25 protein-coding genes are annotated in these 26,869 nt (G+C 74.1%); 10 read left to right on the top strand and 15 right to left on the bottom strand.

Features of this window, described 5'->3' with window-relative positions; genetic code table 11:
• Positions 1 to 15 precede the first annotated feature (15 nt).
• Positions 16 to 951, bottom strand: coding sequence for a heme o synthase (locus ABD994_RS15285; protein WP_345416203.1), 936 nt, complete (start codon positions 949 to 951; stop codon positions 16 to 18).
• 424 nt (positions 952 to 1,375) lie between these two features.
• On the opposite strand from ABD994_RS15285, the gene tkt reads away from it, so the two are divergent.
• From tkt to pgl, 6 genes are read left to right on the top strand one after another with little or no spacing between them, the layout of a single operon-like run.
• Positions 1,376 to 3,514 (top strand): transketolase, encoded by a 2,139-nt coding sequence (tkt, locus tag ABD994_RS15280; protein WP_425550064.1) that lies wholly within the window; start codon positions 1,376 to 1,378, stop codon positions 3,512 to 3,514.
• A gap of 31 nt (positions 3,515 to 3,545) precedes the next feature.
• Positions 3,546 to 4,673: a transaldolase gene (gene tal / locus ABD994_RS15275; RefSeq protein ID WP_345416200.1), complete on the top strand. Its 1,128-nt coding sequence runs from the start codon at positions 3,546 to 3,548 to the stop codon at positions 4,671 to 4,673.
• Positions 4,670 to 6,343, top strand: coding sequence for a glucose-6-phosphate isomerase (locus tag ABD994_RS15270; RefSeq protein WP_345416197.1), 1,674 nt, complete (start codon positions 4,670 to 4,672; stop codon positions 6,341 to 6,343). Before tal ends, ABD994_RS15270 begins: the two co-directional genes overlap by 4 nt.
• Positions 6,340 to 7,887 (top strand): glucose-6-phosphate dehydrogenase, encoded by a 1,548-nt coding sequence (gene zwf / locus ABD994_RS15265; protein ID WP_345416194.1) that lies wholly within the window; start codon positions 6,340 to 6,342, stop codon positions 7,885 to 7,887. The genes ABD994_RS15270 and zwf overlap by 4 nt, the downstream gene beginning before the upstream one ends.
• 16 nt (positions 7,888 to 7,903) lie before the next feature.
• Positions 7,904 to 8,857 carry a glucose-6-phosphate dehydrogenase assembly protein OpcA gene (locus ABD994_RS15260; RefSeq protein WP_345416191.1) on the top strand — a complete coding sequence of 318 codons (954 nt, stop codon included), beginning with the start codon at positions 7,904 to 7,906 and terminating at the stop codon, positions 8,855 to 8,857.
• Complete coding sequence (gene pgl / locus ABD994_RS15255) at positions 8,854 to 9,630, top strand: 6-phosphogluconolactonase (RefSeq protein WP_345416188.1); 777 nt, start codon at positions 8,854 to 8,856, stop codon at positions 9,628 to 9,630. The genes ABD994_RS15260 and pgl overlap by 4 nt, the downstream gene beginning before the upstream one ends.
• Positions 9,631 to 9,670: 40 nt before the next feature.
• Here pgl and ABD994_RS15250 read toward each other — a convergent pair whose 3' ends face one another.
• Complete coding sequence (locus ABD994_RS15250) at positions 9,671 to 9,937, bottom strand: hypothetical protein (protein WP_345416185.1); 267 nt, start codon at positions 9,935 to 9,937, stop codon at positions 9,671 to 9,673.
• A 118-nt stretch (positions 9,938 to 10,055) separates the two neighbouring features.
• On the opposite strand from ABD994_RS15250, the gene yczR reads away from it, so the two are divergent.
• Positions 10,056 to 11,588 carry a MocR-like transcription factor YczR gene (gene yczR / locus ABD994_RS15245; RefSeq protein ID WP_345416182.1) on the top strand — a complete coding sequence of 511 codons (1,533 nt, stop codon included), beginning with the start codon at positions 10,056 to 10,058 and terminating at the stop codon, positions 11,586 to 11,588.
• Here the strand turns inward: yczR and ABD994_RS15240 are convergent.
• Positions 11,486 to 11,827 carry a hypothetical protein gene (locus ABD994_RS15240; protein WP_345416179.1) on the bottom strand — a complete coding sequence of 114 codons (342 nt, stop codon included), beginning with the start codon at positions 11,825 to 11,827 and terminating at the stop codon, positions 11,486 to 11,488. The two genes, yczR and ABD994_RS15240, sit on opposite strands and share 103 nt — an antisense overlap.
• Positions 11,828 to 11,921: 94 nt before the next feature.
• Here ABD994_RS15240 and ABD994_RS15235 point away from each other — a divergent pair, with 94 nt between their 5' ends.
• Together ABD994_RS15235 and ABD994_RS15230 are read left to right on the top strand one after the other, a co-directional pair.
• Positions 11,922 to 12,413, top strand: coding sequence for an Lrp/AsnC family transcriptional regulator (locus tag ABD994_RS15235; RefSeq protein WP_345416176.1), 492 nt, complete (start codon positions 11,922 to 11,924; stop codon positions 12,411 to 12,413).
• 58 nt (positions 12,414 to 12,471) lie between these two features.
• Entirely contained in the window at positions 12,472 to 12,930 is a 459-nt protein-coding gene (locus ABD994_RS15230; RefSeq protein ID WP_345416173.1) for a universal stress protein, read from the top strand.
• Here the strand turns inward: ABD994_RS15230 and ABD994_RS15225 are convergent, their stop codons facing one another.
• From ABD994_RS15225 to uvrC, 12 genes are all read right to left on the bottom strand, one after another.
• Entirely contained in the window at positions 12,931 to 13,908 is a 978-nt protein-coding gene (locus ABD994_RS15225; RefSeq protein WP_345416170.1) for an amidohydrolase family protein, read from the bottom strand. It lies immediately after the preceding gene.
• 5 nt (positions 13,909 to 13,913) lie between these two features.
• On the bottom strand, positions 13,914 to 15,479 hold the full coding sequence (gene mdlC, locus ABD994_RS15220; RefSeq protein WP_345416167.1) for a benzoylformate decarboxylase: 1,566 nt from the start codon (positions 15,477 to 15,479) through the stop codon (positions 13,914 to 13,916).
• A gap of 282 nt (positions 15,480 to 15,761) precedes the next feature.
• Positions 15,762 to 17,042 (bottom strand): TrpB-like pyridoxal phosphate-dependent enzyme, encoded by a 1,281-nt coding sequence (locus ABD994_RS15215; RefSeq protein WP_345416164.1) that lies wholly within the window; start codon positions 17,040 to 17,042, stop codon positions 15,762 to 15,764.
• Positions 17,043 to 17,056: 14 nt separating this feature from the next.
• Complete coding sequence (locus ABD994_RS15210) at positions 17,057 to 17,401, bottom strand: RNA polymerase-binding protein RbpA (RefSeq protein ID WP_345416161.1); 345 nt, start codon at positions 17,399 to 17,401, stop codon at positions 17,057 to 17,059.
• A 55-nt stretch (positions 17,402 to 17,456) separates the two neighbouring features.
• Positions 17,457 to 17,693, bottom strand: coding sequence for a preprotein translocase subunit SecG (secG, locus tag ABD994_RS15205; protein WP_116707491.1), 237 nt, complete (start codon positions 17,691 to 17,693; stop codon positions 17,457 to 17,459).
• 155 nt (positions 17,694 to 17,848) lie between these two features.
• Complete coding sequence (gene tpiA, locus ABD994_RS15200; protein WP_345416159.1) at positions 17,849 to 18,634, bottom strand: triose-phosphate isomerase; 786 nt, start codon at positions 18,632 to 18,634, stop codon at positions 17,849 to 17,851.
• Positions 18,634 to 19,884 (bottom strand): phosphoglycerate kinase, encoded by a 1,251-nt coding sequence (locus ABD994_RS15195; protein ID WP_345416157.1) that lies wholly within the window; start codon positions 19,882 to 19,884, stop codon positions 18,634 to 18,636. The genes tpiA and ABD994_RS15195 overlap by 1 nt, the downstream gene beginning before the upstream one ends.
• Positions 19,884 to 20,900, bottom strand: a complete 1,017-nt coding sequence (gene gap / locus ABD994_RS15190) for a type I glyceraldehyde-3-phosphate dehydrogenase (protein WP_345416154.1) — start codon at positions 20,898 to 20,900, stop codon at positions 19,884 to 19,886. The genes ABD994_RS15195 and gap overlap by 1 nt, the downstream gene beginning before the upstream one ends.
• Positions 20,901 to 21,029: 129 nt before the next feature.
• Positions 21,030 to 22,028, bottom strand: a complete 999-nt coding sequence (gene whiA, locus ABD994_RS15185) for a DNA-binding protein WhiA (RefSeq protein WP_345416150.1) — start codon at positions 22,026 to 22,028, stop codon at positions 21,030 to 21,032.
• On the bottom strand, positions 22,019 to 23,107 hold the full coding sequence (locus ABD994_RS15180) for a gluconeogenesis factor YvcK family protein (RefSeq protein ID WP_345416308.1): 1,089 nt from the start codon (positions 23,105 to 23,107) through the stop codon (positions 22,019 to 22,021). The genes whiA and ABD994_RS15180 overlap by 10 nt, the downstream gene beginning before the upstream one ends.
• 14 nt (positions 23,108 to 23,121) lie before the next feature.
• Entirely contained in the window at positions 23,122 to 24,021 is a 900-nt protein-coding gene (rapZ, locus tag ABD994_RS15175; protein ID WP_345416148.1) for an RNase adapter RapZ, read from the bottom strand.
• Positions 24,018 to 26,036 (bottom strand): excinuclease ABC subunit UvrC, encoded by a 2,019-nt coding sequence (gene uvrC, locus ABD994_RS15170; RefSeq protein ID WP_345416146.1) that lies wholly within the window; start codon positions 26,034 to 26,036, stop codon positions 24,018 to 24,020. The genes rapZ and uvrC overlap by 4 nt, the downstream gene beginning before the upstream one ends.
• A gap of 194 nt (positions 26,037 to 26,230) precedes the next feature.
• Here uvrC and ABD994_RS15165 point away from each other — a divergent pair, with 194 nt between their 5' ends.
• Entirely contained in the window at positions 26,231 to 26,863 is a 633-nt protein-coding gene (locus ABD994_RS15165; RefSeq protein ID WP_345416144.1) for a DUF1345 domain-containing protein, read from the top strand.
• The last annotated feature ends 6 nt before the right edge of the window (positions 26,864 to 26,869 follow it).

Below are 26,869 nucleotides of genomic sequence, written 5' to 3'. Positions count from 1 at the left end.
GTGGCGGACGCGGACCTAGAAGGGCCACCCGAAGGCCGGCCACCCGAACGCCGAGTCGACGGCGACGGCGACGAACAGGCCCGTGAGGTAGGTGTTCGAGAGGTGGAACAGGCGCATCGACTGCACGACCTCGTCGCGCTTGACGGCGCCGTCGAGGCGGTGCGCGGCGACGAGGAACCACACGCCGCCCAGCGTCGCGGCGCCGAGGTAGATCCACGACGTCGCGGGGACCAGCAGCGCCGACCAGGCCACCATCGCCCAGGAGTAGGCGACGATCTGGCGGCTCACGCGCCGGGGCGACGCGACGACGGGCAGCATCGGGATGCCGGCGGCGGCGTAGTCGTCGCGGTAGCGCATCGCCAGCGCCCAGAAGTGCGGCGGCGTCCAGAAGAAGATGATCGCGAAGAGCACGAGGGCCGGCCAGCCCACGTCGCCCGTCACCGCGGCCCAGCCGATGACGACGGGCATGCACCCCGCCGCGCCGCCCCAGACGATGTTCTGGGCGGTCCGGCGCTTGAGCAGCAGCGTGTAGACGAGTATGTAGAAGGCGATCGCCGCGACCGACAGGCCCGCCGCGACCCAGTTGGCCGTCAGGCCCAGCCACACCGCCGACGCCGCGCCCAGCAGCAGGCCGAACACGAGGGCGTGGGAGCGCGGGACGGCGTCGCGGGCGAGGGGCCGCTTGGCCGTCCGCTTCATCTTGGCGTCGATGTCCGCGTCGACCACGCAGTTCAGCGCGTGGGCGCTCGCCGCCGCGCCGGCCCCGCCGACGAGGACCGCCAGGACCAGCCAGAGGGAGGGGACCGAGCGCTGCGCCAGCATCATCGCCGGCACCGTCACCACGAGCAGCTGCTCGATGATGCGGGCCTTGGTCAGCGCCAGGTAGGCCCGCACGGTGGCCAGGAGGCCCTTCCGCCGCGTCGCGGGAACCGGGCCGACCGCCGTGCTCACGGAGTGGCACCTCGCTGTGGTGGACGGGACTGCTTCGGGCTCGCGCGCGGTCTCCTACACGCTGTCGTCGGCAGTCTGCACCCCTCGGGCTCCGCCCGCTCGCGGGGGGCTTCCCCCGCACGGTCGGTGTCCGCCACGTCACGTCGCGGTGACACCACGGGGGCACGGGCCGGGCGGACCGCCGGACGACCCCGGGATCATAGGTGGCCGGTGTCCGCAACCGGCCGCGAGGGTATACGCGGGCGAGTGAGATGACGGAGGATCAGCGCAGGTCCACACCGGTGCGGCGCGGACCCGAATCGATCCCGTGGGAGCATCGCCCGGGCCGGGGCGACGTACGCGTCCGAACGCCGGGACCCGGGCACGAGGACCGACGAGCCGTGGCCCGCAGCACGGCTCCCGAACACGCAGGAAGGCACGGTTCGTGACCGCCACCGATGTGAGCAGCACGCAGCCCGCGAGCGAGGACCCCGACGAGATCCAGGCCCTCCTGACCCCCCACCGTCCGGACGACTGGTCGGAGCTGGACCAGAGGGCGGTCGACACCATCCGGGTGCTCGCCGCCGACGCCGTGCAGAAGGTCGGCAACGGCCACCCGGGGACGGCCATGTCGCTCGCCCCGCTGGCCTACACGCTCTTCCAGCACACCATGCGCCACGACCCCGCGGCGCCGGGCTGGCAGGGTCGTGACCGCTTCGTCCTGTCGGCCGGCCACTCGAGCCTGACGCTCTACATCCAGCTCTTCCTCGCCGGCTACGGGCTCGAGATGCGCGACCTCGAGGAGCTGCGGACGTGGGACTCGGCGACGCCGGGCCACCCGGAGTACCGCCACACCCCCGGTGTCGAGATCACGACGGGCCCGCTGGGCCAGGGCCTGGCGTCCTCGGTCGGCATGGCGATGGCCGCCCGTCGCGAGCGCGGGCTGTTCGACCCCGACGCCCCGCAGGGCGAGAGCCCCTTCGACGGCCACATCTACGTCATCGCCTCCGACGGCGACATCGAGGAGGGCGTGACGGCCGAGGCGAGCTCGATCGCCGGCCGCCAGCAGCTCGGCAACCTCGTGGTCATCTACGACGACAACCACATCTCGATCGAGGACGACACCTCGGTCGCGCTCTCCGAGGACGTCGTCAAGCGCTACGAGGCCTACGGCTGGCACACCCAGGTCATCCGCGGCGGCGAGAACGTCGTCGGCATCCGCGAGGCCCTGGCCGCAGCGAAGGCCGAGACCGACCGCCCCAGCTTCATCGCCCTGCGCACGATCATCGGCTATCCCGCGCCGGAGAAGATGAACACCGGCGCGGCGCACGGCGCGGCGCTGGGCGAGGACGAGGTCCGAGCGGTCAAGGAGATCCTCGGCTTCGACCCCGACGTCGCCTTCCACATCGACCCCGACGTCCTCGAGCACACCCGCCGCGTCGGCGAGCGGGGCAAGGCCGCGCACGAGGCGTGGAACAAGCAGTTCGCCGACTGGGCGCAGGCCAACCCCGAGCGGCGCGCCCTGCTCGAGCGGATGGCGCGCCGCCAGCTGCCCGACGGCTGGCACGAGAAGCTGCCGAGCTGGGAGGTCGGCGGCGACCCCGTCGCCACCCGCAAGGCGCTGCAGAAGATCCTCGGCGAGATCGGGCCGGTGCTGCCCGAGCTGTGGGGCGGGTCGGCCGACCTCGCGGAGAGCAACAACACCACGATCAAGGGCGCGGACTCGTTCGGGCCCTCGACGGTCAGCACGAACACCTGGGGCCAGATGAGCCCCTACGGCCGGACGCTGCACTTCGGCGTCCGCGAGCACGCCATGGGCTCGATCCTCAACGGCATCGCCCTGCACGGCGGCACCCGCGTCTACGGCGGCACGTTCCTCATCTTCTCGGACTACATGCGCCCGCCGGTGCGCCTGGCCGCGCTGATGAAGCTGCCGACCACCTACATCTGGACCCACGACTCGATCGGCCTCGGCGAGGACGGGCCGACCCACCAGCCCATCGAGCAGCTCGCCTCGCTGCGCGCGGTGCCGGGCCTGTCGATCGTGCGGCCGGCCGACGCCAACGAGACCGCGGCGGGCATCCGCCACGTCCTCGACAACCCCACCGGCCCGGCCGGCTTCGCCCTCACCCGGCAGAACCTGCCGATCCTCGAGGGCACCGACACCGACGGCGTCGGCAAGGGCGGCTACGTCCTGCAGGACGCCAGCGGCGGCCAGCCGCAGCTGATCCTCATCGCCACCGGCTCGGAGGTCCAGCTCGCGGTCGAGGCCCGGAAGGTCTTCGAGGACGAGGGCGTTCCCACCCGCGTGGTGAGCATGCCGTGCGTCGAGTGGTTCGAGGCGCAGGACCGCTCGTACACCCGCCACGTGCTCCCGCCCGAGGTCTCCGCGCGCGTCTCGGTCGAGGCCGCGGTCGCCCAGACCTGGCACAAGTTCGTCGGCGACGACGGCGAGTGCGTCTCGATCGAGCACTTCGGCGCCAGCGCCGACTACAAGACCCTGTTCCAGCAGTTCGGCTTCACCACCGAGCACGTGGTCGAGGCCGGGCGACGCACGCTCGCGCGCGCCGCCGAGCGTTCCTGATCCCGGTCCCGCGTCTCGAGGAGGACCCCTCATGGCCAGCAACACGCCCCTCGCCGACCTCTCCGCGGCCGGCGTCTCCGTCTGGCTCGACGACCTGTCGCGCCAGCGCATCGAGTCCGGCAACTTCGCCGAGCTCATCGAGTCGTACGAGGTCGTCGGCGTCACCAGCAACCCGACGATCTTCGCCAGCGCCTTCTCGCAGGCGGATTACTACGCCGAGGAGATCGACGGGCTCGCCGCCCGCGGCGCCTCGGTCGAGGACGCCATCCGCGAGCTGACGACCGAGGACGTGCGCCGCACCTGCGACGTCTTCCGCGGCGTCTGGCAGCGCACCGACGGCGTCGACGGCCGCGTCTCGCTCGAGGTCGACCCGGGCAAGGCCCACGACACCGAGGCCACCGTGGCCGAGGCCGCCGACCTCTGGAAGACGGTCGACCGACCCAACCTGATGATCAAGATCCCGGCGACCCGCGAGGGCATCCCGGCGATCACGCGCACGCTCGCCGAGGGCATCAGCGTCAACGTCACGCTGATCTTCTCCGTCGAGCGCTACCGCGAGGTGATGGACGCGTTCCTCGCCGGCATGGAGCAGGCCCGCGCCAACGGCCACGACCTCGCGCCGATGGCCTCGGTCGCGTCGTTCTTCGTCTCCCGTGTCGACAGCGAGGTCGACAAGCGCCTGGAGGCCATCGGCACCGACGCCGCGCTCAACCTGCGCGGCACGGCGGCCATCGCCAACGCGCGGCTGGCCTACGCGGCGTTCCTCGAGGTGTTCGGCACCGAGCGCTGGGCCGCCCTGAAGGGCGCGGGCGCCAAGCCGCAGCGCCCGCTGTGGGCCTCGACCGGCGTCAAGAACAAGGCCTACCCGGACACCCTCTACGTCACGGAGCTGGCCGCGCCGAACACGGTCAACACGATGCCGGAGGCGACGCTCAAGGCGTTCGCCGACCACGGCGAGCTGCACGGCGACGCCGTCTCGGGCACCGAGGACGCCGCCCGCGAGGTTTTCGCCGGGTTGGCCCACGTCGGCATCGACATGGACGACGTGTTCCTGACCCTGGAGAACGAGGGCGTCACGAAGTTCGACGACTCCTGGGCGGAGCTGACCCAGACCGTGTCCGACCAGCTGACCCGCCGCAGCCCGGAGCAGGCGAAGTGAGCGAGGCAGCCGAGGTCCGCATCGTCGACCAGGGGCTCGCCGACGCGGCCGCCGCGCTGGTCGAGAAGCTCGTCGGCGACGGCGTCGCCTCCAAGCTCGCGGCCGGGGACCCCACCCTGTGGGGCCCGGACGCGGAGCCCGAGGCGAGCAAGCGGCTGAACTGGGTGCGCCTGCACGAGACCTCGAAGCCGCTGGTCGACGAGCTCACCGCCCTGCGCCGCGAGCTGCACGACGACGGCATCGACCGCGTCGTGCTGGCCGGCATGGGCGGGTCGTCGCTCGCGCCGGAGGTCATCTGCGCGACGCGCTCGGGCGGCCCGGTCGGCGGCGAGTACCCGCTGGTCGTGCTCGACACCACCGACCCCATGCAGGTGTCGGACGCGCTCGCCGGGGACCTGGGCCGCACCGTGCTCGTCGTGTCGTCGAAGTCCGGCGGCACCGTCGAGACCGACAGCCAGCGCCGGGTGTTCGCCGAGGTCTTCGAGGCGAACGGCATCGACCCGGCGTCGCGGATGGTCGTCGTCACCGACCCCGGCACGAAGCTCGGTGACCTGGCGCGCGACCAGGGCTACCGCAAGCTCGTCGAGGCCGACCCGGGCGTCGGCGGGCGCTACTCGGCGCTCACGGCGTTCGGGCTCGTGCCCTCGGCGCTCACCGGCGTCGACGTCGGGGAGCTGCTCGACGAGGCCGCCGCGGCGGCCCCCGAGCTCGCCCGCGACGCGTCCGACAACCCCGCGATCGTGCTCGCGGCGGCGATGGCCGCCGCGCACGGCAACGGCGCGGAGAAGGTCGTGCTCGCCGACACCGGCTCCGGGCTCGTCGGCTTCGGCAACTGGGCCGAGCAGCTGATCGCCGAGTCGACCGGGAAGCAGGGCACGGGTCTGCTGCCGGTCGTCGTCGAGGACGCGGACGCGCCCGGTTTCGCCGACCACGGCGCCGACGCCACGCCCGTCGCGATCGGGCCCGCGGGCTCGGGCGCGCAGGTGTCGGTCACCGGCACCCTCGGCGGGCAGTTCCTGCTGTGGGAGACCGCGGTCGCGCTCGCCGGGCGCCTCATCGGCATCAACCCGTTCGACCAGCCCGACGTCGAGTCGGCCAAGCAGGCCACGCGTGACCTGCTCGCGTCGGCCGAGGACGGGTCGGGGGACGCGGGCGCCGACGACGCCCCGATCACCACCGACGGCGTCATCGAGATCCGCACGGCCGGGGACGCCGGGTGGCTCGGCCGGCCCGACACGGTCATCGACGCGATCCAGGCGCTGGTCCGTGCGGCCCCCGACGCCGGGTACATCGCGGTCCAGGCCTATCTCGACCGGCTCGACGACGCGTCGTTCGCGACGCTGCGCGCCGAGCTCGCCAAGGCCACCGGCCTGCAGACCACGTTCGGCTGGGGCCCGCGCTTCCTGCACTCCACCGGCCAGTACCACAAGGGCGGGCACCAGAACGGCGTGTTCCTGCAGATCACGGGCTCGGTGGCCGACGACCTCGCCATCCCGGGCCAGCCGTTCTCGTTCGGCACCCTGGAGCACGCCCAGGCCACGGGCGACGCCGGCGTGCTCGCCGCACCCAAGAACGGCGGCACGGCACGTCCCGTGCTGCGCCTGCACCTGGCCGACCGCGCGGCCGGGCTCGTGGCGGTGGCGAACGCGGTGCGGGAGGTGAGTCGGTGACGCGCCAGACAGGCGCCGACGACACCTGGACCAACCCCCTGCGCGACGCCCGCGACAAGCGGCTGCCGCGCATCGCCGGGCCCTCGGGCCTCGTGCTGTTCGGCGTGACCGGGGACCTGGCACGCAAGAAGCTGATGCCGGCCATCTACGACCTGGCGAACCGGGGGCTGCTGCCGCCCGGCTTCGCCCTGGTCGGCTTCGCGCGGCGGGACTGGGAGGACCAGGACTTCGCGGAGGTCGTCCACGACGCCGTGCGCGAGCACTCCCGGACCCCCTTCCGCCAGGAGGTGTGGGACCGGCTGGCCGAGGGCCTGCGCTTCGTGCAGGGCACGTTCGACGACGACGAGTCGTTCGACCGGCTCGCCGCGTGCGTCGCCGAGCTCGACGCCGAGCGCGGCACGAACGGCAACCACGCGTTCTACCTGTCGATCCCGCCGTCGGCGTTCCCGACCGTCTGCAAGCAGCTCTCGCGGTCGGGCCTCGCCGACGACGACGGCGACGTCTGGCGCCGGGTGGTCATCGAGAAGCCGTTCGGGCACGACCTGCGCTCGGCGCGGGAGCTCAACGGGATCGTCAACGACGTCTTCCCCGAGGACGCGGTCTTCCGCATCGACCACTACCTCGGCAAGGAGACCGTCCAGAACCTGCTCGCGCTGCGGTTCGCCAACGAGCTGTTCGAGCCGATCTGGAACGCCCACCACGTCGACCACGTGCAGATCACGATGGCCGAGGACATCGGCGTCGGCGGGCGCGCGGGCTACTACGACGGCATCGGCGCGGCCCGCGACGTCATCCAGAACCACCTCCTGCAGCTGCTCGCGCTGACGGCGATGGAGGAGCCCGTCTCCTTCTCCCCCCACGACCTGCGCGAGGAGAAGATCAAGGTCCTGTCGGCGACGTCGCTCGCCGAACCGATCGACGAGACCACCGCCCGCGGGCAGTACGCCGCCGGGTGGCAGGGCTCGACCGAGGTCAAGGGCCTGCAGCAGGAGGAGGGCTTCCCGCCCGACTCGGTGACCGAGACCTACGCGGCCATCACGTGCGAGGTGAACACCCGCCGCTGGGCGGGCGTGCCGTTCTACCTGCGCACCGGCAAGCGGCTGGGGCGGCGGGTCACCGAGATCGCGGTGGTGTTCAAGCGCGCCCCGCACCTGCCGTTCGACCAGACGATGACCGAGGAGCTGGGCCAGAACGCGCTGGTCGTGCGCGTGCAGCCGGACGAGGGCGTCACCCTGCGGTTCGGCTCGAAGGTGCCAGGCTCGGGCATGGAGGTCCGCGACGTCACGATGGACTTCGGCTACGGCACGGCGTTCACCGAGGCCTCGCCGGAGGCCTACGAGCGCCTGCTGCTCGACGTCCTGCTCGGCGAGCCGTCGCTGTTCCCCACCAACACCGAGGTCGAGCTGTCCTGGCGCATCCTCGACCCCGTGATCGAGAAGTGGCACCGCGAGGGCTCACCGGACAGCTACGCCGCCGGCACCTGGGGCCCGCCGTCCGCCGACGCCCTGCTCGAGCGCACCGGCCGCTCCTGGCGGCGCCCGTGAACCCGGAGGGGGACCGATGATCGTCGACCTGCCGTCGACGGACACGTCGGCGGTCAACCGCACCATGGTCGACCTGCGCGAGAGCGCGGGCGCCGTCGCGCTCGGCCGCGTGCTGACGTTGCTGATCATCACCGAGGACGGGCCGGAGGCCGAGCAGGCCATCCAGGCCGCCAACGACGCCAGCCGCGAGCACCCGTGCCGCGTGCTCGTGCTGGCCCGCGGGGTGCGCCGGGCGGCCTCGCGGCTCGACGCGCAGATCCGCATCGGCGGGGACGCGGGCGCCAGCGAGGTCATCGTCCTGCGCATGTACGGCCCGCTGGCCGACCAGGGCGGCGCCATCGTGGTGCCGCTGCTGCTGCCGGACGCGCCGATCGTCGCGTGGTGGCCGGGCGAGGCCCCGGTGAGCCCGGCGGAGGACCCGGTGGGCAGCGTCGCGGGCCGGCGCATCACCGACGTCTCCACCGCGAAGTCGCCGTCGAAGGCGCTGGCCAAGCTGCGCCAGCGCTACCACCCCGGCGACACCGACCTCGCCTGGAGCCGCATCACGAGCTGGCGGGCGCTGCTGACCGCCGCCCTCGACCAGCCGCCGCACGAGCGCATCACCAGCGCGACCGTCGCCGGGTCCTCGGACTCCGCGTCGACCGACCTGCTCGCGGGCTGGCTGTCGTCGCGGCTCGGGTGCCCGGTCCAGCGCACGACCAAGGACGTCCCCGGCGGCGAGGGCGGTCAGATCGCCACGGTCCGGCTCGAGCGGGCGTCGGGTGCGGTGGAGCTGCGGCGCCTCGACGCGAAGAGCGCGGTGCTCTCCCAGCCCGGCGAGCCCGACCGGCGCGTCGCCCTCTCGCGGCGCACCACCCGCGAGTGCCTCGCCGAGGAACTGCGTCGCCTCGACCCCGACGAGATCTTCGCGGAGGCCCTCGAGGCGGTCCCGGCCGGACGGTCGCGGACGTCCAGGAAGGTGGGCGTGTGAGCCTGCCGCCCAGCAACCGCGAGGTGGTCGTCCACCCCGACGAGGACGCGACCGCCACCGACGCCGGCGAGCGACTGATCACGGCCCTGGCCGCGGCGCAGGCGGCGCGCGGGACGGCGTCGGTGGTGCTCACCGGCGGCGGTATCGGCATCGCGATGCTGCGGGCCGTTGCCGCGTCCGGGCGCCGCGACAGCGTCGACTGGGGCGCGGTCGAGGTCTTCTGGGGCGACGAGCGCTTCGTCCCGGCCGGCGACGCCGAGCGCAACGACGCCCAGGCCCGCGAGGCGCTGCTCGACGCGCTGCCCCTCGACGCGGGGCGCGTGCACCCCATGCCGGCCGCCGACGCCCCCGAGGAGGCCGGCGGCGGCGACCCCGACGTGGCGGCCGACGTCTACGCGAAGACGCTGTCCGCGGCCGCGTCGCGGCTCGTGGGGGACGAGGGTGTCCCCGCCTTCGACGTCCTCCTCGCGGGCTGCGGGCCGGAGGGCCACGTGCTCTCGGTGTTCCCGGACTCCCCCGCCGTGCACGCGGGCTCGGCCGGTGTCGTCGCCGTGCGCGACTGCCCCAAGCCGCCGCCGACGCGCGTCAGCCTGACGCTGCCGGCGGCCCGCCACGCCCGGGAGGTGTGGCTGGTGGCCGCCGGCGCGGGCAAGGCCGAGGCGATCGCCCGTGCCGGGCACGGGGCCTCGGAGGTCGACGTGCCGATCGCCGGGCTGCGCGGCACCGAGCGGACGCTGTGGCTGCTCGACGCCGAGGCCGCGGCGCAGCTGTGAGGCGCACCGCGGCCGGCAGCGAACGGGTATCTCGCTGCTTCTAAGCGAGCGAACGGCCCGTTCGCTGCGGCGCCGGGGACTCCCACGGGCGGAGCGAACGGTCGAGGAGCTCCCAGCAGCGACGCTGGGCGAGCCAGGCCCGGACGACCGCGAGGTCCTCCCGCGGCGTGTGCTCGCGGGCCGGGCCCGACGGCCAGGCGGGGTCGCGTCCGGTCGGGTCGCCGGTGCCGCGCGAGTCGGCGCCGTAGCGCGCGACGAGCAGGACGCCGACGGCGAGGGCGGCGAGCACGGCAAGGGTGGTGAGCATCGGGGCCTCCTGGGGCGAGTGGCTGCTGACGTCCACGGTGGCCCCCAGTGGCAGGAGCTGCCAGGGCCACTTCACGAGTAGTGGCAGAAGCAGTGGCAGAAGTGGCAGAATCCCGGGCATGGACGACCACGTCGGCGCGTCGAGCCTCGCGCGGCTGCTCACCGGGTGGCGCGAGGGCGCGGGTGCGGGGGCCAGCGCCCAGGCCGCGCTCACCGGCCGGATCGCCACGCTCCTCGCGGACGGACGTCTCGCGGTGGGCACCCGCGTGCCCAGCGAGCGGGAGCTGGCCGTGGCGCTCGGGGTGGGGCGCGGCACGGTCGCGGCGGCCTACCAGGAGCTGCGCGAGGACGGCTACCTCGTCCGCCGCCGGGGCTCCGGCACCTGGACCGCCTCGCCGGCCGCGCCGCCGACCGGCGTCGGCACGAGCCCGGCCGCGCTCGACGGCAGCCTGCACGCGGGCGCCACCGGGGTGGCCCCGTTCGCCCCGATGGGCACGCCGACGGTCCGGGCCGGCGAGCGCGCGGTCATCGACCTCGCCCACGCCGCCCCCTGGGCGCCGATGGAGGCCGTCACCGCGGCGACGCAGCGGGCGCTCGCCGAGCTGCCGATGCACCTGGCCTCCACCGGCTACGACGTGCTCGGCCTGCCGTCGCTGCGCGAGGCGGTCGCCGGACGCCTCACCGCGCAGGGCCTGCGCACCTCCCCGGACGAGGTGATGATCACCGCCGGTGCGCAGCACGCCCACTCCCTCGTGGCCCGCACGCTCGTGCGCCCCGGCGACCGCGTGCTCATCGAGCAGCCGACCTACCCCGGCGCCATCGACCTGTGCCGGCACACCTCGGCACGGGCGGTCCCGGTCGCGATGGTCGAGGACGCCGCCACCGGCCGCCCGGGCTGGGACCTCGACGCCCTCGCGGCGGCGATGCGTGCCGCCACCCCGACGCTGGGCTACCTGGTCGCCGACCACCAGAACCCGACCGGCGCGGTGATGCCCCCGGAGACCCGGGCGGCGGTCGTCGCCGCCGCGGGCCGCCACGGCGTCGCGCTCGTGGTCGACGACTGCCTGCGCGAGATGTGGCTCGACGCCCCCGTCCCGCCGCCGCTGGGCGCGTGGGCCGGGGCCGGGGGCACCCCGGTCATCACGACCGGCGGGCTGTCGAAGACGGTGTGGGGCGGCCTGCGCATCGGGTGGCTGCGCGCCCCCCGCACCCTGCTGCGCCGCATCGCCGCCGCGCGCTCGTCGGACGACATCTCGACGCCGGTGCTCGAGCAACTCGTGGCCGTCGGCCTCGTCGAGCGCCTCGACGAGCTGGTCGAGGAGAGCCGCCGCGTGCTCACCCACCGGCGCGACCACCTGCGCGCCGCCCTGGCCCGCGCCCTGCCGGAGTGGCGGGTGCCCGCCCCCTCGGGCGGCTTCAGCCTCTGGGTCGACCTGGGCGTCCCGCGGTCGAGCGCGCTGGTCGAGGCGGCGGGGCGCGTCGGGGTGCACCTCGCCGCCGGACCACGCTTCGCCACCGGGGGCGCCTACGAGCAGTACCTGCGCCTGCCCTACACCCTCTCCCCCGACGCCCTCGACGACGCCGTCGCGCGCCTCGCCGAGGCCTGGGACTCCCTCGGCGTCGGCACGTCGTCCCTGACGACCGTCGTCTGACCCTCCGTCTCCCAGGGCCGCAGGCTGCGGTCGTACGCCTCCCAGAGCCGGCCGTGCGCGGCGGCCCGGTGGGCCAGCTCGGCGATCAGCACCGCGTCGCCCCGCACGGTGTGGGGCCGGCGCGTCACCGGCCAGGCCGGGTCGCGCCCGGTCGGGTCGGCCCCGCTGCGCGTGTCCGCGCCGTAGCGCGCGACCGCGAGGAACCCCAGCACCAGCAGCACACCCCAGAACGTGACCATCCGTCTGTCCTCCCCTGCCCGTTTGCCGAACGAGGACAATTGTCGAAGGCCAGAGCGCTGGACTCCATGACGTTCTCACGGGGATAGTGGCCAGATGACTGCGACTTCGGAGGCACGGCCGCCCTCGCGCCTGGAGAACGACAAGCTGCTCGACGAGACCAACCAGCGCATCCTCCGGGAGCTCGCCGAGGACCCCCGCCAGAGCATGTCGGCGCTGGGCCGGCGCATCGGGATGTCGGCCCCGGCGGTCACCGAGCGGGTGCAGCGGCTCGAGCGCACGGGCGTCATCCGCGGCTACCGCCTCGACATCGACCCCGGCGCGCTCGGCTACCCGATCGCCGCCTGGGTGCGGGTCCGCCCGGCCCTGGGGCACGGCAAGATCGCCGAGCAGATCGCGGCCCGCCAGCCCGAGGTCGTCGAGTGCCACAAGATCACCGGCGAGGACTGCCTGCTCATGCGCGTGCAGGTGCGCGACGTGGCCGATCTCGACCGCGTCCTCGAGGGCTGGCAGGAGCACGCCTCGACGGTCACGTCGGTGATCAAGTCGACGCCGGTGGAGCCGCGGAACATGCTGCCCCTGGCCTGAGCGCGCCGCTGGGCGGCATGATCGGGGCCGCCCTGATCGCCGACCGCGGGAGCGCCCCATGACCGACCCGGCCACCACCACGCCCGGCAGCGTCGTCGTCGGCGTCGACGGCAGCGATGGGTCGCGGGCCGCGCTCGAGTACGCGATGGACGAGGCCGACCGCCGGGGCACGACCGTGCGCGCGCTCATGGCCTACGGCGGCCCGGACGTCTGGACCACGGCCGACGGCGTCCTCCCCGACGCCCGCGTCCTCCACGACGTGGCGGCGCAGGAGGTCCGGGCGGTGGTCGAGGAGGTCGCGGCGGCGCGACGGGCCCGCGGCGCCCCGGTGCCGGTCACCGAGGCCGACATCGCCATGGGCCCGGCCTCGACCGTGCTGCTGCACCACTCGCGCGGCGCCGCCGTCCTCGTCGTCGGGCACCGGGGCCGCGGCGGGCTGGCCAGCCGGGTCATCGGCTCGGTCGGTCTCAGCGCCGTGATCCACGCCGAGTGCACCGTCGTGGTCGTGCGCGACTGATCAGGACTCCAACCCGAACAGGCGGCGCGCGTTCCCGGCGGCGACGGCCTCCCGGTCCGGCTCGGCGACCTCGCCGAGGAACGCCTGGATCTCCGCCGCGGTCGGGTGCTGGAACGGGTAGTCGGTCGAGAACAGCAACCGGTGCGGGGTGGTCACGGTCAGGACGTGCCGCAGCAGGGCCGGGTTGAACATCCCCGAGCTGGTGATGTGCACGTTCGACCGGACGTAGTCCGAGACCGACGGGCGCTCGAGCCCGCGCAGACGGGCCAGCGGGTCCGCGCGGTCGAGCCAGAACAGCAACAGCTCGCCCCAGTGGCCGAGCACGATCTGCAGGTCCGGGTGCCGGTCGAGCGTGCCCCGCAGGATCAGGCGCAGCGCCGCCGTCGCGGCCTCGAGGTGCCAGCCCCACCCGAACGTCGCCAGCCCGAGGTCGGTGAGCGGGTCCAGCCCGCCGTACTGGACCTCGCGCACGACCCGCGGCGGGATCTGCGGGTGGATGAACACCGGCAGACCGCGGCGCGCGGCGGTCGCGAACAGCTCGTCGTACGCGGGGTCGTCGAGGGGCCGGTCGCCGGCGCGGCCGTAGACCATCGTCCCCACGTGGCCCCGGTCGGCGGCCCGCTCGAGCTCGGCCACCGAGGCCTCCGGGTCGGCCATCGGCAGCGTCGCCATCCCCCGCAGCCGTGCCGGGTGGCGGCCGACGGCGTCGGCGAGGGCGTCGTTCGCGTCGCGGCACAGCGGGACGGCGTCGGGGCCGTCGAGCGGGTGGGTGCCCGGCGGCGCGTGGGAGACGACGGCCAGGTCGATGCCCTGGGAGTCCATCGTCGCGAGCCGGCCCTCGTCGAGGTCCGCGAGACGCTCGGCGTGGTCGCCGCGCTCGTTGAAAGCCAGGCTCGCGTCCGCCCGGTCGGGCGGCAGGGTCGTCAGCGCGGCGGTGACGGCCGGCGAGACCCAGTGTTCCTCGATGGCGATCAGCACGCGGGTCAGCCCACCACGACGTCGAGGAGCACCGGACGGGGGCTCCGCAACGCCTCGGAGAGCGCGGGCCCCAGCTCGCCGGGGCGCTCCACCCGCGTCCCAGCGACCCCCTGTCCCGCGGCCAGGGCCACGAAGTCGAGGCCGGGCAGCGTGGTGCCCACCGGCTTGGCGATCCCGAAGTGCGCGGCGAACTGGTCGAGGGCGCGGTAGCGGGCGTTGTGGACGACGACGATCGTCAGCGGGACGCCCAGCTGCCCGGCCGACCACAGCGCCTGGATCCCGTACATCGCCGAGCCGTCGCCGACCAGCGCGACGACCCGCTCGCGGCGGGCCAGGGCCATCCCGACGGCGGCGGGCAGCCCGTGTCCCAGGCCGCCGCTGGCGCACGTGTAGAAGCTCGCCGGGCGGTCGAAGGGCAGGTGGTCGTGCATCGGCCCCCGGGTGGCCGGCGCCTCCTCGACGACGACGGCGTCGTCCGGGCGCAGGTCGGCGAGGGTCTGGAGCAGGAGCTCCTCGCTGATCACGTCCCCGGCCCCGACGCGCTCGGCCGCGGCACGCCGGGGCGGTTGCGGACGGTCGGGCGGCGGGGGTCCGGCGAGCAGCGCGCGGACCCCGTGGCGCAGCCCGGTGACCACCGACGTGCCCACCGGCGTCCACGCGGCGTGGGCCGGGTCCTCGGTGAGCTGGACGAGCGCCGTCGCGTCGGGGACGGCGGTGTCGCCCGGCGCGGCACCCTCGGTGTGGAACGGGAAGACCGGCGAGCCGAGGACGAGGGCGAGGTCGTGGCCCCCGAGGGCGGCCCGGATGCCGTCGTGCGCGGCGGGCAGGAAGCCGCCGAAGAGCGGGTGGGTCTCGGGGAAGCCGCACCGCGGCGACATGGGGGCGGCGTAGACGCGGGCGGCGTGGCGCTCCGCGAGCGCGACGACGTCGGCGAACGCGCCGTCACGGTCGACCTCCCCGCCCACGACGAGGGCCGGGGCCCGCGACGCGGCCAACCGGGCGGCCACGTCGGCGAGGACGTCCGGGTCGCCGGCCACCGAGCCGGCGACGGTGTGGGACGGCACCGCCGGGGCCGGCTCGTCCCAGTCGTCCACCGGCACCGAGACCAGCACCGGCCCGCACGGCGGGGTGCGGGCGACGTGGATCGCGCGGGCCAGCGTCGCGGGGACGTCCGCCGCGCGCGCCGGCTCGCGGCTGTACTTGACGTACGGCTCGGGGAACTCGGCCGGGCGCTCGGCGAACAGGAACGGCTCGCCGGTGAGCAGCGAGCGCGCCTGCTGCCCGGCGACGAGCACCAGCGGCGTGCGGTTGCGGAACGCGGTGAACACGTTGCCCAGCCCGTGCCCCACCCCGGCCGCGGAGTGCAGGTTGACCAGCGCGGGGCGCCCGGTGCCCTGCGCGTACCCGTCGGCCATCCCCACCGCGACCGACTCCTGCAGACCGAGGACGTAGCGGAAGTCGTCGGGGAAGTCGCGGAACATCGGCAGCTCGGTCGATCCCGGGTTGCCGAAGATCGTCGTGATCCCGTGCCCGCGCAGCACGGCCAGTGACGCCTCGCGCACCGTCAGCATCGGGCCAGCCCACCACGACGGGAGTGCCGGGCGCGACCGCCGCTCCCGCTCGCCGGAACCCGGTGCGAGCAACGCGGCATTGCCGGCGTCCTACGCCAGGATCGCCACATCGTCGGCGGCGCGACACGCCGGAGCCGCGACCGGCACGTTCCGCAGGTCCTGGTGCTTGTCGATCATGCGAAACGTGCCGGTCGCCGCCCTGGGGCCACACCAGCCCCGTGATCAACGGGTAGTTCGTGCGCGTAGAAGCAGCGAACCGCCCGTTCGCCGCATCAGGGCTCGTCAGGGCTCGTCGACGAGGTCGCCGGCCAGGTACTCCTCGTACGCGGCGAGGTCGAGCAGGCCGTGGCCGCAGTAGTTGAACAGGATGACGCGGTCCTCGTTCTTGGCCGTGGCGTCGTTGGCCTCCTGGATCACCGACGCGATGCCGTGGCCCGCCTCCGGGGCCGGGAGCTTGCCCTCGACGCGGGCGAACAGCACGTTGGCCTCGAACACCGCGCGCTGGCGGTGCGCCACGGCCTCCATCCGCCCCTCGTGCACGAGCTTGGAGATGATCGGCGAGTCGCCGTGGTAGCGCAGGCCGCCGGCGTGGATGCCCGGCGGCACGAAGTCGTGGCCCAGCGTGTACATGTTCATCAGCGGCGTGAACCCGGCCGTGTCGCCGAAGTCGTACTCGTAGCGGCCCTGGGTCAGGGTCGGGCAGGACGCGGGCTCGGCAGCGAGCAGGCGCACCGACGGGTCGGGCAGGAACGGCAGGGCGACGCCGCCGAGGTTCGACCCGCCGCCGCAGGGGGCGATGACGACGTCCGGGCGGGTCTCCCCCGCCTGGGCCAGCTGCTGCTGGGCCTCCAGGCCGATGACCGTCTGGTGCAGCAGCACGTGGTTGAGCACCGAGCCCAGCGCGTAGTGCGTGTCGTCGCGGCCGACGGCGTCGCGGACGGCGTCGGAGATCGCCGCGCCGAGCGACCCGGGGTGCGACGGGTCGTCGATCGGCGACGGGACGACGGTGCCGCCCCACGTCTCCATGATCACCTTGCGGTAGGGCTTCTGCTCGAAACTCTTGCGCACCATGTAGACGGCGCACTCGAGGTCGTACTGCGCGGCCGCGAAGCTCAGCGCCGTGCCCCACTGGCCGGCGCCGGTCTCCGTGGTGAGCCGGGTGATGCCCTCCTTGGCGTTGTAGAACGCCTGGGGCACCGCGGAGTTCGGCTTGTGCGACCCGGCGGGCGACACCGACTCGTCCTTGAAGTAGATCCGCGCCGTGGTGCCGAGGGCGGCCTCCAGCCGCCGGGCCCGCACGAGCGGCGTCGGCCGCCACAGGCGCAGGACGTCGAGGACCTCGCCCGGGATGTCGATCCACGGATCGGCCGACATCTCCTGGCCGATGAGCTCGCTCGCGAACAGGGGCGCGAGGTCGTCCGGGCCCACCGGCTCCCGCGTCGCCGGGTGCAGCGGTGGGTCCAACGGCGACGCGAGGTGCGGGGCGACGTTGAACCACGCCGTGGGCAGCGCGGACTGCGGGAGCGAGAAGCGGGTGTCGGTGGTGTCAGCTGGGGCCGCCATGACCCCGCATGATGTCAGCTCTCGCCGCGCCTGGCGCGGAGCTTCTGCAGCGCCTCGTCGAGCAGCGCCTCACCGTCGGCGTCGGAGCGGCGCTCCTTCACGTACGCGAGGTGGGTCTTGTACGGCTCGGTGCGCTTGGCCGGCGGCGGATTCTTCTCGTCCGTGTTAGCCGGAAGGCCGCACCGCGGGCAGTCCCACGACGAGGGGATCTCGGCGTCGACCGCGAACGACGGACGCGTCTCGTGCCCGTTCGAGCACCAGAACGAGACCACGGTGCGCGCCGCGCTCTCCCCGCGCTCGGACTCCCCCATGGGCCCCGAGCCCACCCGGGTGCCTCGGATCGCGTTGCCAGTCGCCATCGCCGGAGTACCTCCGCGTCCAGGGCGGCCGGGCGCTCGGCACCCGGGCCGCCGGTCAACCTTCGATCTTGACGAGCAGCCCCGTGCCGACGATCGAGATCAGCCAGATGGCACCCACGAACAGGGTGAGCCGGTCGAGGTTCTTCTCCACGACGCTCGACCCGGCGAGGCTCGACTGGACCCCGCCACCGAACAGCGACGACAGCCCGCCGCCCCGCCCGCGGTGCAGCAGCACCAGCAGCACCAGCAGCACGCTGGACGCGATGAGCAGGATGTCGAGGAACAGTCGCATGTCGGTGTCCGTGACCTCCGGGTGCCGGCCCCGCCCGGTCGGGCGGGGCTCTGGCCGTCCCCGACGTGCGGGAGCGGCGCTTGTGGGGCACGATACCCGCCCCTCATCACGGCCCCGCCACGACCCGCAGGTAGCGGGCCCGCCGGCTGGGCCGGTCAGGGCAGCGGGCCCCCGGCCGCGAGGGCGCAGAGCTCGGCGAACCCCTCGGGGTCGAGGCTCGCGCCGCCGACCAGAGCACCGTCGATGTCGTCGGAGCGCACCAGCTCGGCGACGTTGTTCGACTTCACCGAGCCGCCGTAGAGGATGCGCACCGCGTCGGCCACGCCGGCGCCGTGGGTCTCCCGCAGCCGCTCCCGCAGCGCGTGGCACACCTCCTGGGCGTCGGCGACGCCCGCGGACTTGCCCGTGCCGATCGCCCACACCGGCTCGTAGGCCACGACCACCTTGGCGACGTCGTCGCCGGGGAGGCCCTTGAGCGCCCCGTCGAGCTGGCCGGTGCAGTGCGGGACGTGGTCGCCCGCGTCGCGGACCTGCTCACCCTCGCCCAGGCACAGGATCGGGGTGAGGCCGTGGCGCAGCGCGGCCGCCACCTTGCGGTTGACCAGCTCGTCGTCCTCGCCGTGGATCGTGCGGCGCTCCGAGTGCCCGACGACCACCCACGTGCAGCCGAGCTTCGCGAGCATCGCGCCCGAGACGTCCCCGGTGTAGGCCCCGGAGTCCTCCGGGGAGAGGTCCTGGCCGCCGTAGGTGATCGGCATCGCGTCCGCGTCGACCAGCGTCTGGACGCTGCGCAGGTCGGTGAACGGCGGGAGCACCGCGACGTCGACGGCGTCGTAGTACTTGCCGGGCAGCGCGAAGGCGAGCTTCTGGGTCACCCCGATGGCCTCGAGGTGGTTGAGGTTCATCTTCCAGTTGCCGGCGATGAGCGGCTTGCGGGCCATCAGCTCTCCTCGTTCGATGGTCGAGCTCCGCTGCGCTCCGTCTCCTCGAGGACGGCGATACCCGGCAGGACGTGACCCTCGAGGAACTCCAGCGAGGCCCCGCCACCGGTCGAGATGTGGCCGAAGCTGCTCTCGTCCAGCCCCGCGGCGCGGATGGCCGAGGCCGAGTCGCCACCGCCGATGACGCTGAACGCGGACGACGCCGCGACCTTCTCGGCCACGCCCGTCGTCCCGGCCGCGAACGGCTCCATCTCGAACACGCCCATCGGGCCGTTCCAGAACACCGTGGCCGCGTCGGCCAGCGCGTCGCCGAACGCCGCGACCGTCTCCGGCCCCACGTCGAGGCCCAGCCAGCCCGCCCCGGCATCAGCCATCTCCGACACCGGCACGGTGCGGGTCTCGGCGTCGGCCGCGAACTCGGACGCGACGACCACGTCGGTGGGCAGCAGGAGGGTGTCGGCGTACTCCGTGAGCAGGTCCTTGCAGGTGTCGATCTGGTCGGACTCGAGCTTCGACCCGCCGACGTCGTGGCCCTGCGCGGCGAGGAACGTGAAGCACATGGCCCCGCCCACGAGCAGCCGGTCGACCTTGGGCAGCAGGTTCGACAGGACGCCGAGCTTGTCGGACACCTTCGACCCGCCGAGGATCACCACGTAGGGCCGCTCGGGGTCGCCGACGAGCCGGCGCAGCACCTCGGTCTCGCGGGCCACGAGCTCGCCGCCGTAGGCCGGCAGCTCGCGCGCCACCTCGACCACCGAGGCCTGCTCGCGGTGCACCACGCCGAAGCCGTCGGAGACGAACGCGCCCCCCGGCACCAGGGCCGCGAGCTCCCCCGCGAGCTGGGCGCGCTCGTCGGCGTCGCCGGTCTCGCGCGGGTCGCAGCGGACGTTGGCGAGCATCGCCACCTCGCCGGCCCGCAGGCCCTCGGCCTCGGACCGCGCGGACTCGCCGACCACGTCGCCCGCCAGCTTCACCCGCTGGTCGAGCAGCTGGCCCAGCCGCCCGGCGACCGGCGTGAGGGTCATCTTCGGGTCGCGGCCACCCGGCTCGCCGTCCTTCGGGCGACCGAGGTGGGCCATCACCAGCAGCCTCGCCCCGGCCTCGAGGAGCTTGCGGATCGTCGGCAGCGCGGCCTGGATCCGGCCGTCGTCGGTGATCGTGTAGCCGTCGAGGGGCACGTTGAAGTCCGCGCGCAGCAGGACGTAGCGGTCCTGCACACCCTCGCCGACGAGGTCGTCGACGGTGCGCATCAGAGCTTCGAACCGACGAGCGTGGTCAGGTCCACGACGCGGTTCGAGTAGCCCCACTCGTTGTCGTACCAGCCGACGATCTTGACCATGCGGTTGCCGAGCACCTTGGTCATCCCGGCGTCGAACGTGCAGGACGCGGGCGCCCCGACGATGTCGGTGGAGACGATCGGGTCCTCGGTGTAGACGAGGACGTCCTTGAGCTCGCCGTCGGCGGCCTTCTTGAACGCGGCGTTGATCGCCTCGACGGTGACGTCGGTGTTCAGCGTGGCGGTGAGGTCGGTGACCGAGCCGTCGCTGACCGGCACGCGGTACGCCATGCCGGTGACCTTGCCCTCCAGGGCGGGCAGCGCCAGGGCCGTGGCCTCGGCGGCGCCGCTCGTGGTGGGGATGATGTTGACCGCGGCGGCCCGGGCCCGGCGCAGGTCCTTGTGCGGGGCGTCGTGGACGCGCTGGTCGCCGGTGTAGGCGTGGATCGTCGACATGAAGCCGGTCTCGACGCCGAACTCGTCGTTGAGCACCTTGAGCATCGGCGCGACGCAGTTCGTGGTGCACGAGGCGTTCGACAGGATGTTCTGGCTGCCGTCGTACGAGGAGTCGTTGATGCCCATGACGACGGTCAGGTCCTCGCCCTTGGCGGGCGCGGAGATGACGACCTTCTTGGCGCCGGCCTTGAGGTGCTTCCCGGCCGAGTCGGCGTCGGTGAAGATGCCCGACGACTCGATGACGACGTCGACGCCGAGGTCGCCCCACGGCAGCGACGCCGGGTCCTTCTCCGCGTAGGCCTTCACCGTGGTGCCGTTGACGATCAGCGCGTCGTCGGTGTACTCGACCGTGCCGTCGAAACGCCCGTGCACCGAGTCGTAGCGCAGCAGGTGCGCCAGCGTCTTGTTGTCGGTGATGTCGTTGACCGCGAGCACCTCGATGTCGGCCTTGCCCTCCGCGCGCTGCTTCTCCAGCGCCCGGAAGACGTTGCGACCGATGCGACCGAACCCGTTGATCCCGATACGGACCGTCACTGCGCCTCGCCCTACCCCTCGGTTGACGGATCGTCGCCACGCTGCGCGTGAGCAGCAGCGTTCCCACTCGGCTCGCCACCCTAACGGCACCGGGCGCCCGTTCTCAGCCGTCGTGGGCGACGCCTCCCGTCAGCGGTCGGCCATCTCCGCCATCTCCGCCATCTCCTCGGTGACCACCGAGGAGGTGTCGGGCACGCGCATGTCCTTGGCCTTCTTGTCGGCCATGGCGAGCAGCCGCCGGATCCGCCCGGCGACCGCGTCCTTGGTCATCGGCGGGTCGGCGAGCTGGCCCAGCTCCTCGAGCGAGGCCTGCTCGTGCTCCACGCGCAGCCGGCCGGCCTGGACCAGGTGGTCGGGCACCTCGTCGCCGAGCAGCTCCAGCGCGCGGTTGACCCGGGCCGACGCCGTCACGGCGGCCTTGACCGAGCGGCGCAGGTTGGCGTCGTCGAAGTTCGCGAGACGGTTGGCCGTCGCGCGCACCTCCCGGCGCATGCGGCGCTCCTCCCAGGCGAGCACCGAGGTGTGCGCGCCCAGGCGGGTCAGCAGCGCGCCGATGGCGTCGCCGTCGCGGACCACGACGCGGTCGGCGCCGCGCACCTCGCGTGCCTTGGCGACCACCCCGAGCCGGCGGGCGGCGCCGACCAGCGCCATCGCCGCCTCCATCCCGGGGCACGTGATCTCCAGCGCCGAGCTGCGGCCGGGCTCGGTGAGCGAGCCGTGGGCCAGGAACGCCCCGCGCCACGCGGCCTCGGCGTCGCACACCCCGCCGGACACCACCTGCGGCGGCAGGCCCCGGACGGGGCGACCGCGCGGGTCGAGCAGCCCGGTCTGGCGGGCCAATGAGTCGCCGTCGGTGGCGACCCGCACGACGTAGCGCGTGCCCTTGCGCAGCCCGCCCTGGGACAGGACGTGCACCTCGGGGTTGTGCCCGTAGAGGTCGTGGATCTCCCCGCGCAGGCGGCGGGCCGCGGCGCCGGTGTCGAGCTCGGCCTCGACGACGACGCGGCCGCCGACGATGTGCAGGCCGCCGCCGAAGCGGAGCATGGCCGCCACCTCGGCGCGCCGGCAGCACGTCTTGGTCACCGCGAGCCGGCTCAGCTCGTCCTTGACCGCTGCGGTCATGGCCACCTTCGGTCCTCCTCCTGGTGGGGGCGGGCGGGCTCGCGAGCACCGTCGCGAGCGGGGTCGGCACCCGGCACGGCGACGCCGTTCGTCCCGGGTCCGGGGGCGGCACCGTCGCGGTGCGGCGCACGGAGGTGGGCGGCGTCGGCGAGCGCCTCCGCCAGCGCGTCGGGGTCGTGCCGGGCGCTGCCGTCGGGCGTGCCGACGGTGGTGAGCAGCGTGTCCGCGCCGAACGCCTCGGCGCCGCGGCGCAGCCGGTCGGGCTCGGGGACGGCGGCGGTGTCGGCGACGACCACGTCGAGCCGCAGGCGCGGCGCGTGCGCGGCGAGCACCTCGAGGTGCTGCTCGGGCGAGAAGCCGGCCGTCTCGCCGGGCTGGGGCGCGAGGTTGAGCACGAGGACCTTGCGGGCCTCGCTCTCCGAGAGCGCCGCGAACTGCTCGGGCACGAGCAGGTGCGGCAGCACGCTGGAGAACCACGAGCCGGGCCCGAGCGTGACGAGGTCGGCCTCCCGCAGCGCCGCGCACGCCTCCGGGCACGCCTTCGGGCGCCGGGGGTCGAGCCGGACCTGCTGGACCTTGCCCGGCGTCGTGGCCACGGCGACCTGCCCGCGGATGCGGTGGGCGACGTCCCGCCCCTGATCGCCGCCGCCGGGGCCGCGGATGCCGGTGACGTCGGCCTCGATGTCCACCGGCTGCGGGCTCATCGGCAGCACCCGGCCGGTGACGCCGAGCAGGTGGCAGGCCTGGTCGAGCGCGGCCACCGGGTCGTCGAGGACCTCCAGCAGCCCGGCCAGCACCAGGTTGCCCACGGCGTGGCCGGCGAGGGCGCCGTGACCGCCGTAGCGGTGCTCGAACAGCCGCTGCCACAGGGTGTTCTCCGGCCCGGCGTTCTCCTGGCCGGCGAGGGCGCCGAGGGCCATGCGCAGGTCGCCGAGCGGCAGGATGTCCAGCTCGCGGCGGATGCGGCCCGACGAGCCGCCGTCGTCGGCGACCACGACGATCGCGGTGATGTCGTCGGTGAGCCGCCGCAGCGCCGACAGCGTCGCGTGCAGACCGTGCCCGCCGCCGAGCGCGACCGCCTTCAGCGGCCGGGCGCCGGTCACTCCCGCCCCACGTCGCGGTGCGACACCGTCACCTGCACGTCGTCCTGGCCGGCCATCCGGCGGGCGAGCTCCTCGGCGATCGCGACGCTGCGGTGCTTGCCGCCCGTGCAGCCGACGGCGACGGTGAGGTAGCGCTTGCCCTCGCGCCGGTAGCCGGCGCCGACCAGCCGCAGCAGGTCCAGGTAGCGCTCGAGGAACTCCTCGGCACCCTCCTGCGAGAGCACGTAGTCGCTGACCACGGCCTCGCGCCCGTCGTGCTCGCGCAGCTCGGGGATCCAGTGCGGGTTGGGCAGGAAGCGCATGTCGATCACGAGGTCGGCGTCCGGCGGCAGCCCGTGCTTGTAGCCGAACGAGACGACGGTGACGCTGTGCCCGACGTCCGCGGTGGCGTCGCCGAACGCGCTCTCGATGGCCGTGCGCAGCTGGTGCACCGAGCGGTTGGAGGTGTCGACGACGAGGTCGGCCTGGTCGTGCAACGGCGCCAGCAGCTCGCGCTCGGCGCGGATGCCGTCGGAGAGCCGCCCGTCGCCCTGCAGCGGGTGCGAGCGCCGGTTGGCCTCGAACCGGCGGATGAGCACGGCGTCCGAGGCGTCGAGGAACAGCACCCGGGGGCGGTGGCCGCGCGCGTCGAGCTCCTTGATGACCGCGCCGAGGTCGGCGGTGAACGCGCGGCTGCGCACGTCCATGACGACCGCGATGCGCGTGACCTGGCCCGACGAGCGCGCCCCGAGGTCGACCATCGTCTCGATCAGCTCGGGCGGCAGGTTGTCCACCACGAACCACCCGAGGTCCTCGAGCACCTTGGCCGCGGTGCTGCGACCCGCCCCGGACAGGCCGGAGACGATCGCGACCTCGATCCCGCCCGGGTGTGCCGGTGCGCCCGCCCGGTCCGTCATGCCGTCCCCCCGTCCTGGTCCTGCAGCGCGGCCAGGACCGCTTCCGCCGTGCGCCGGCCGACGCCCGGCACCTCGGTGATCTCCTCGACCGTGGCGGCGCGCAGCTTCTTGACCGACCCGAAGTGCTTGATCAGCGCGGTGCGGCGCGCCTCCCCCAGCCCCGGCACCCCGTCGAGCGCGGACGCCGTCATCCGTGTCGAACGCTTCTGGCGGTGATAGGTGATGGCGAAGCGGTGCGCCTCGTCGCGGACCCGCTGGAGGAGGTACAGCGCCTCACTCGTGCGGGGGAGGATCGCCGGGTCCTCCTCGCCGGGCAGCCACACCTCCTCGAGGCGCTTGGCCAGACCCACCACGGCGACGTCGGAGATCCCCAGCTCGCCGAGGACCTCGGCCGCCGCCGCCACCTGCGGGGCGCCACCGTCGACGACGAGCAGGTTCGGCGGGTAGGCGAACCTGCGCAGCCGCCCCGTGGTCGGGTCGATCCCCGGGGGCGGGCCGTCGTGGGTGGGGTCGATCTCGCCCGTCGCCGGGGAGCCGTCGCTGGTCTCCCCCGCGCACGCCGTGTCGGTGTGGTCCGGGGCGTCCTCGGCGGTCTCCCGCAGGTAGCGGGCGAACCGGCGCCGGACGACCTCGGCGATCGCCGCGACGTCGCCGCCCTCGGCGCCGCCGCGGATCGAGTAGCGCCGGTAGTCGGCCTTCTTCGGCAGCCCGTCCTCGAACACCACGAGGCTCGCCACGACGTCCGAGCCCTGCACGTGGGAGACGTCGGTGCACTCGATGCGCAGCGGCGCGGTCTCCAGACCCAGCTGCTCCTGGAGCTCCTCGAGCGCGGCGCTGCGCGCGGTGAGGTCGCCCGCGCGGCGCAGCTTGTGCCGGGTGAGCTCCTCGGCGGCGTTGCGCTCGACGGTCTCGGCCAGCGTGCGCTTGTCGCCGCGCTGGGCGACGCGCAGCGAGACCCGCGAGCCGCGCAACCCGCTGAGCCACTGCGTCAGCGCGGGCGCGTCCTCGGGCAGGGCCGGGACGAGCACCTCGCGGGGCACGGGCTGCACGGCGTCGTCGGCCGAGCCCGCGAGCGCGGCCTGCTCGCCGTAGAACTGCGAGAGGAACTGGCCCACGAGGTCGGGCACGTCGCTGTCGGCCTCGTGCTCCACGACCCAACCGCGCTGGCCGCGGACCCGGCCGCCGCGCACGTGGAAGACCTGGACGGCGGCCTCGAGCTCGTCGGTGGCGAAGGCGACCACGTCGGCGTCCGTGCCGTCGCCGAGGACGACGGCCTGCTTCTCGACGACCCGCTTGAGAGCCCCGGCGTCGTCGCGCAGGCGGGCGGCGCGCTCGAAGTCCATCTCGGCCGCCGCGACCTGCATGTCCTTCTCGATGCGGCCGATGAGCTGGTCGGTGTGGCCGGCGAGGAAGTCGCAGAAGTCCAGGACGATCTGCCGGTGCTCCTCGGCGCTGACCCGCCCGACGCAGGGCGCCGCGCACTTGTCGATGTAGCCGAGCATGCAGGGGCGCCCGATCTGGCCGTGGCGCTTGAACACCCCGCCCGAGCACTGGCGGGCCGGGAACACCCGGGTCAGCAGCTTGACCGTCTCGCGGATCGCCCAGGCGTGGGCGTACGGGCCGAAGTAGCGCACGCCCTTGCGCCGCGGCCCGCGGTACACCCGCAGCTGCGGGTACTCCTCGTTCAGCGTCACGGCGAGCACCGGGTAGGTCTTGTCGTCCCGGTAGCGGACGTTGAACCGCGGGTCGAACTCCTTGATCCAGTTGTACTCGAGCTGGAGGGCCTCGACCTCGGTGTGCACCACGGTCCACTGCACCGCCGCCGCGGTGGTGACCATGCGCCGCGTGCGCGGGTGCAGCCCGGCCACGTCGGCGAAGTACGAGTTGAGCCGGCTGCGCAGGCTCTTGGCCTTCCCGACGTAGATGACGCGCCCGTTCTCGTCGGAGAACCGGTACACGCCGGGCGCCTCCGGGATGCTCCCCGGAGCGGGTCGGTACGTCTGCGGGTCGGCCATGGTGACCCCAAGCGTAGGCGCGTCCGTCCGGCTGTCCGGCGTGCACCCGGATGGGTGGACCCGGCGTGTCGCACGGCGTGTCCCGGCGTGTCGGCGCCGCGCCGCGCCGCGCGTGCGTGTCACGCGCGGACGAGCTGCCCGCACCCGACCGGACGTGGTCTGCTGCGGCGCGTGCACAGCGAGGGCCGCGTCCGATGAGCGTCCTGCCGGTCTCCGGGGTCCGCCGGCTGACGCTCGGGGCCGCGATCGGCGTCGTGGTCGGGGTGGCCGTCGGCGTCGCGGTGGACGCGTCCCTGGGCGTGCTCGTCGGCATCGCCGCGGCGGGCATCAGCGCGGTGGCGTTCGGCTGGTGGGTGCTGTGGCCGATGGACGCCGACGCGACCCGCGCCGACGTCGCCGCGGAGGACATCCGCCCGGCCACGGAAGAGCTGATCATCGTGGCGGCCGCGCTGTGCGGGCTGGTCGCGATCGTCGTGCTCCTCCTGCTCGGCCGGTCCGGGAACCAGGCGGCGGCGGCCGTGGCCGCCCCGGTCGGCGTGGCCGCGGGCTGGGCTGGACTGCAGCTGACCTACGCCACCCGCTACGCCCACCTCTGGTACGCGGTCCCCGAGGGCGGGATCGACTTCAACCACGACGAGCCGCCGGCCTACAGCGACTTCTTCTACTTCAGCCACAACCTCGGCATGACCTACGCGGTCTCCGACACCAGCATCACGAGCAGGCGCATCCGGGCGATCGTGCTGCGGCACTGCCTCCTGTCCTACGTCTTCGGCACCGTCATCCTCGCGACGACGATCAACCTCGTGCTCGGCATCGTCTCGGGGTGACCCGTG

The sequence above is a fragment of the Actinomycetospora chlora genome (assembly GCF_039542135.1).
Taxonomy (GTDB): domain Bacteria; phylum Actinomycetota; class Actinomycetes; order Mycobacteriales; family Pseudonocardiaceae; genus Actinomycetospora; species Actinomycetospora chlora.
This window is presented reverse-complemented; position numbering and strand designations above follow the sequence as displayed.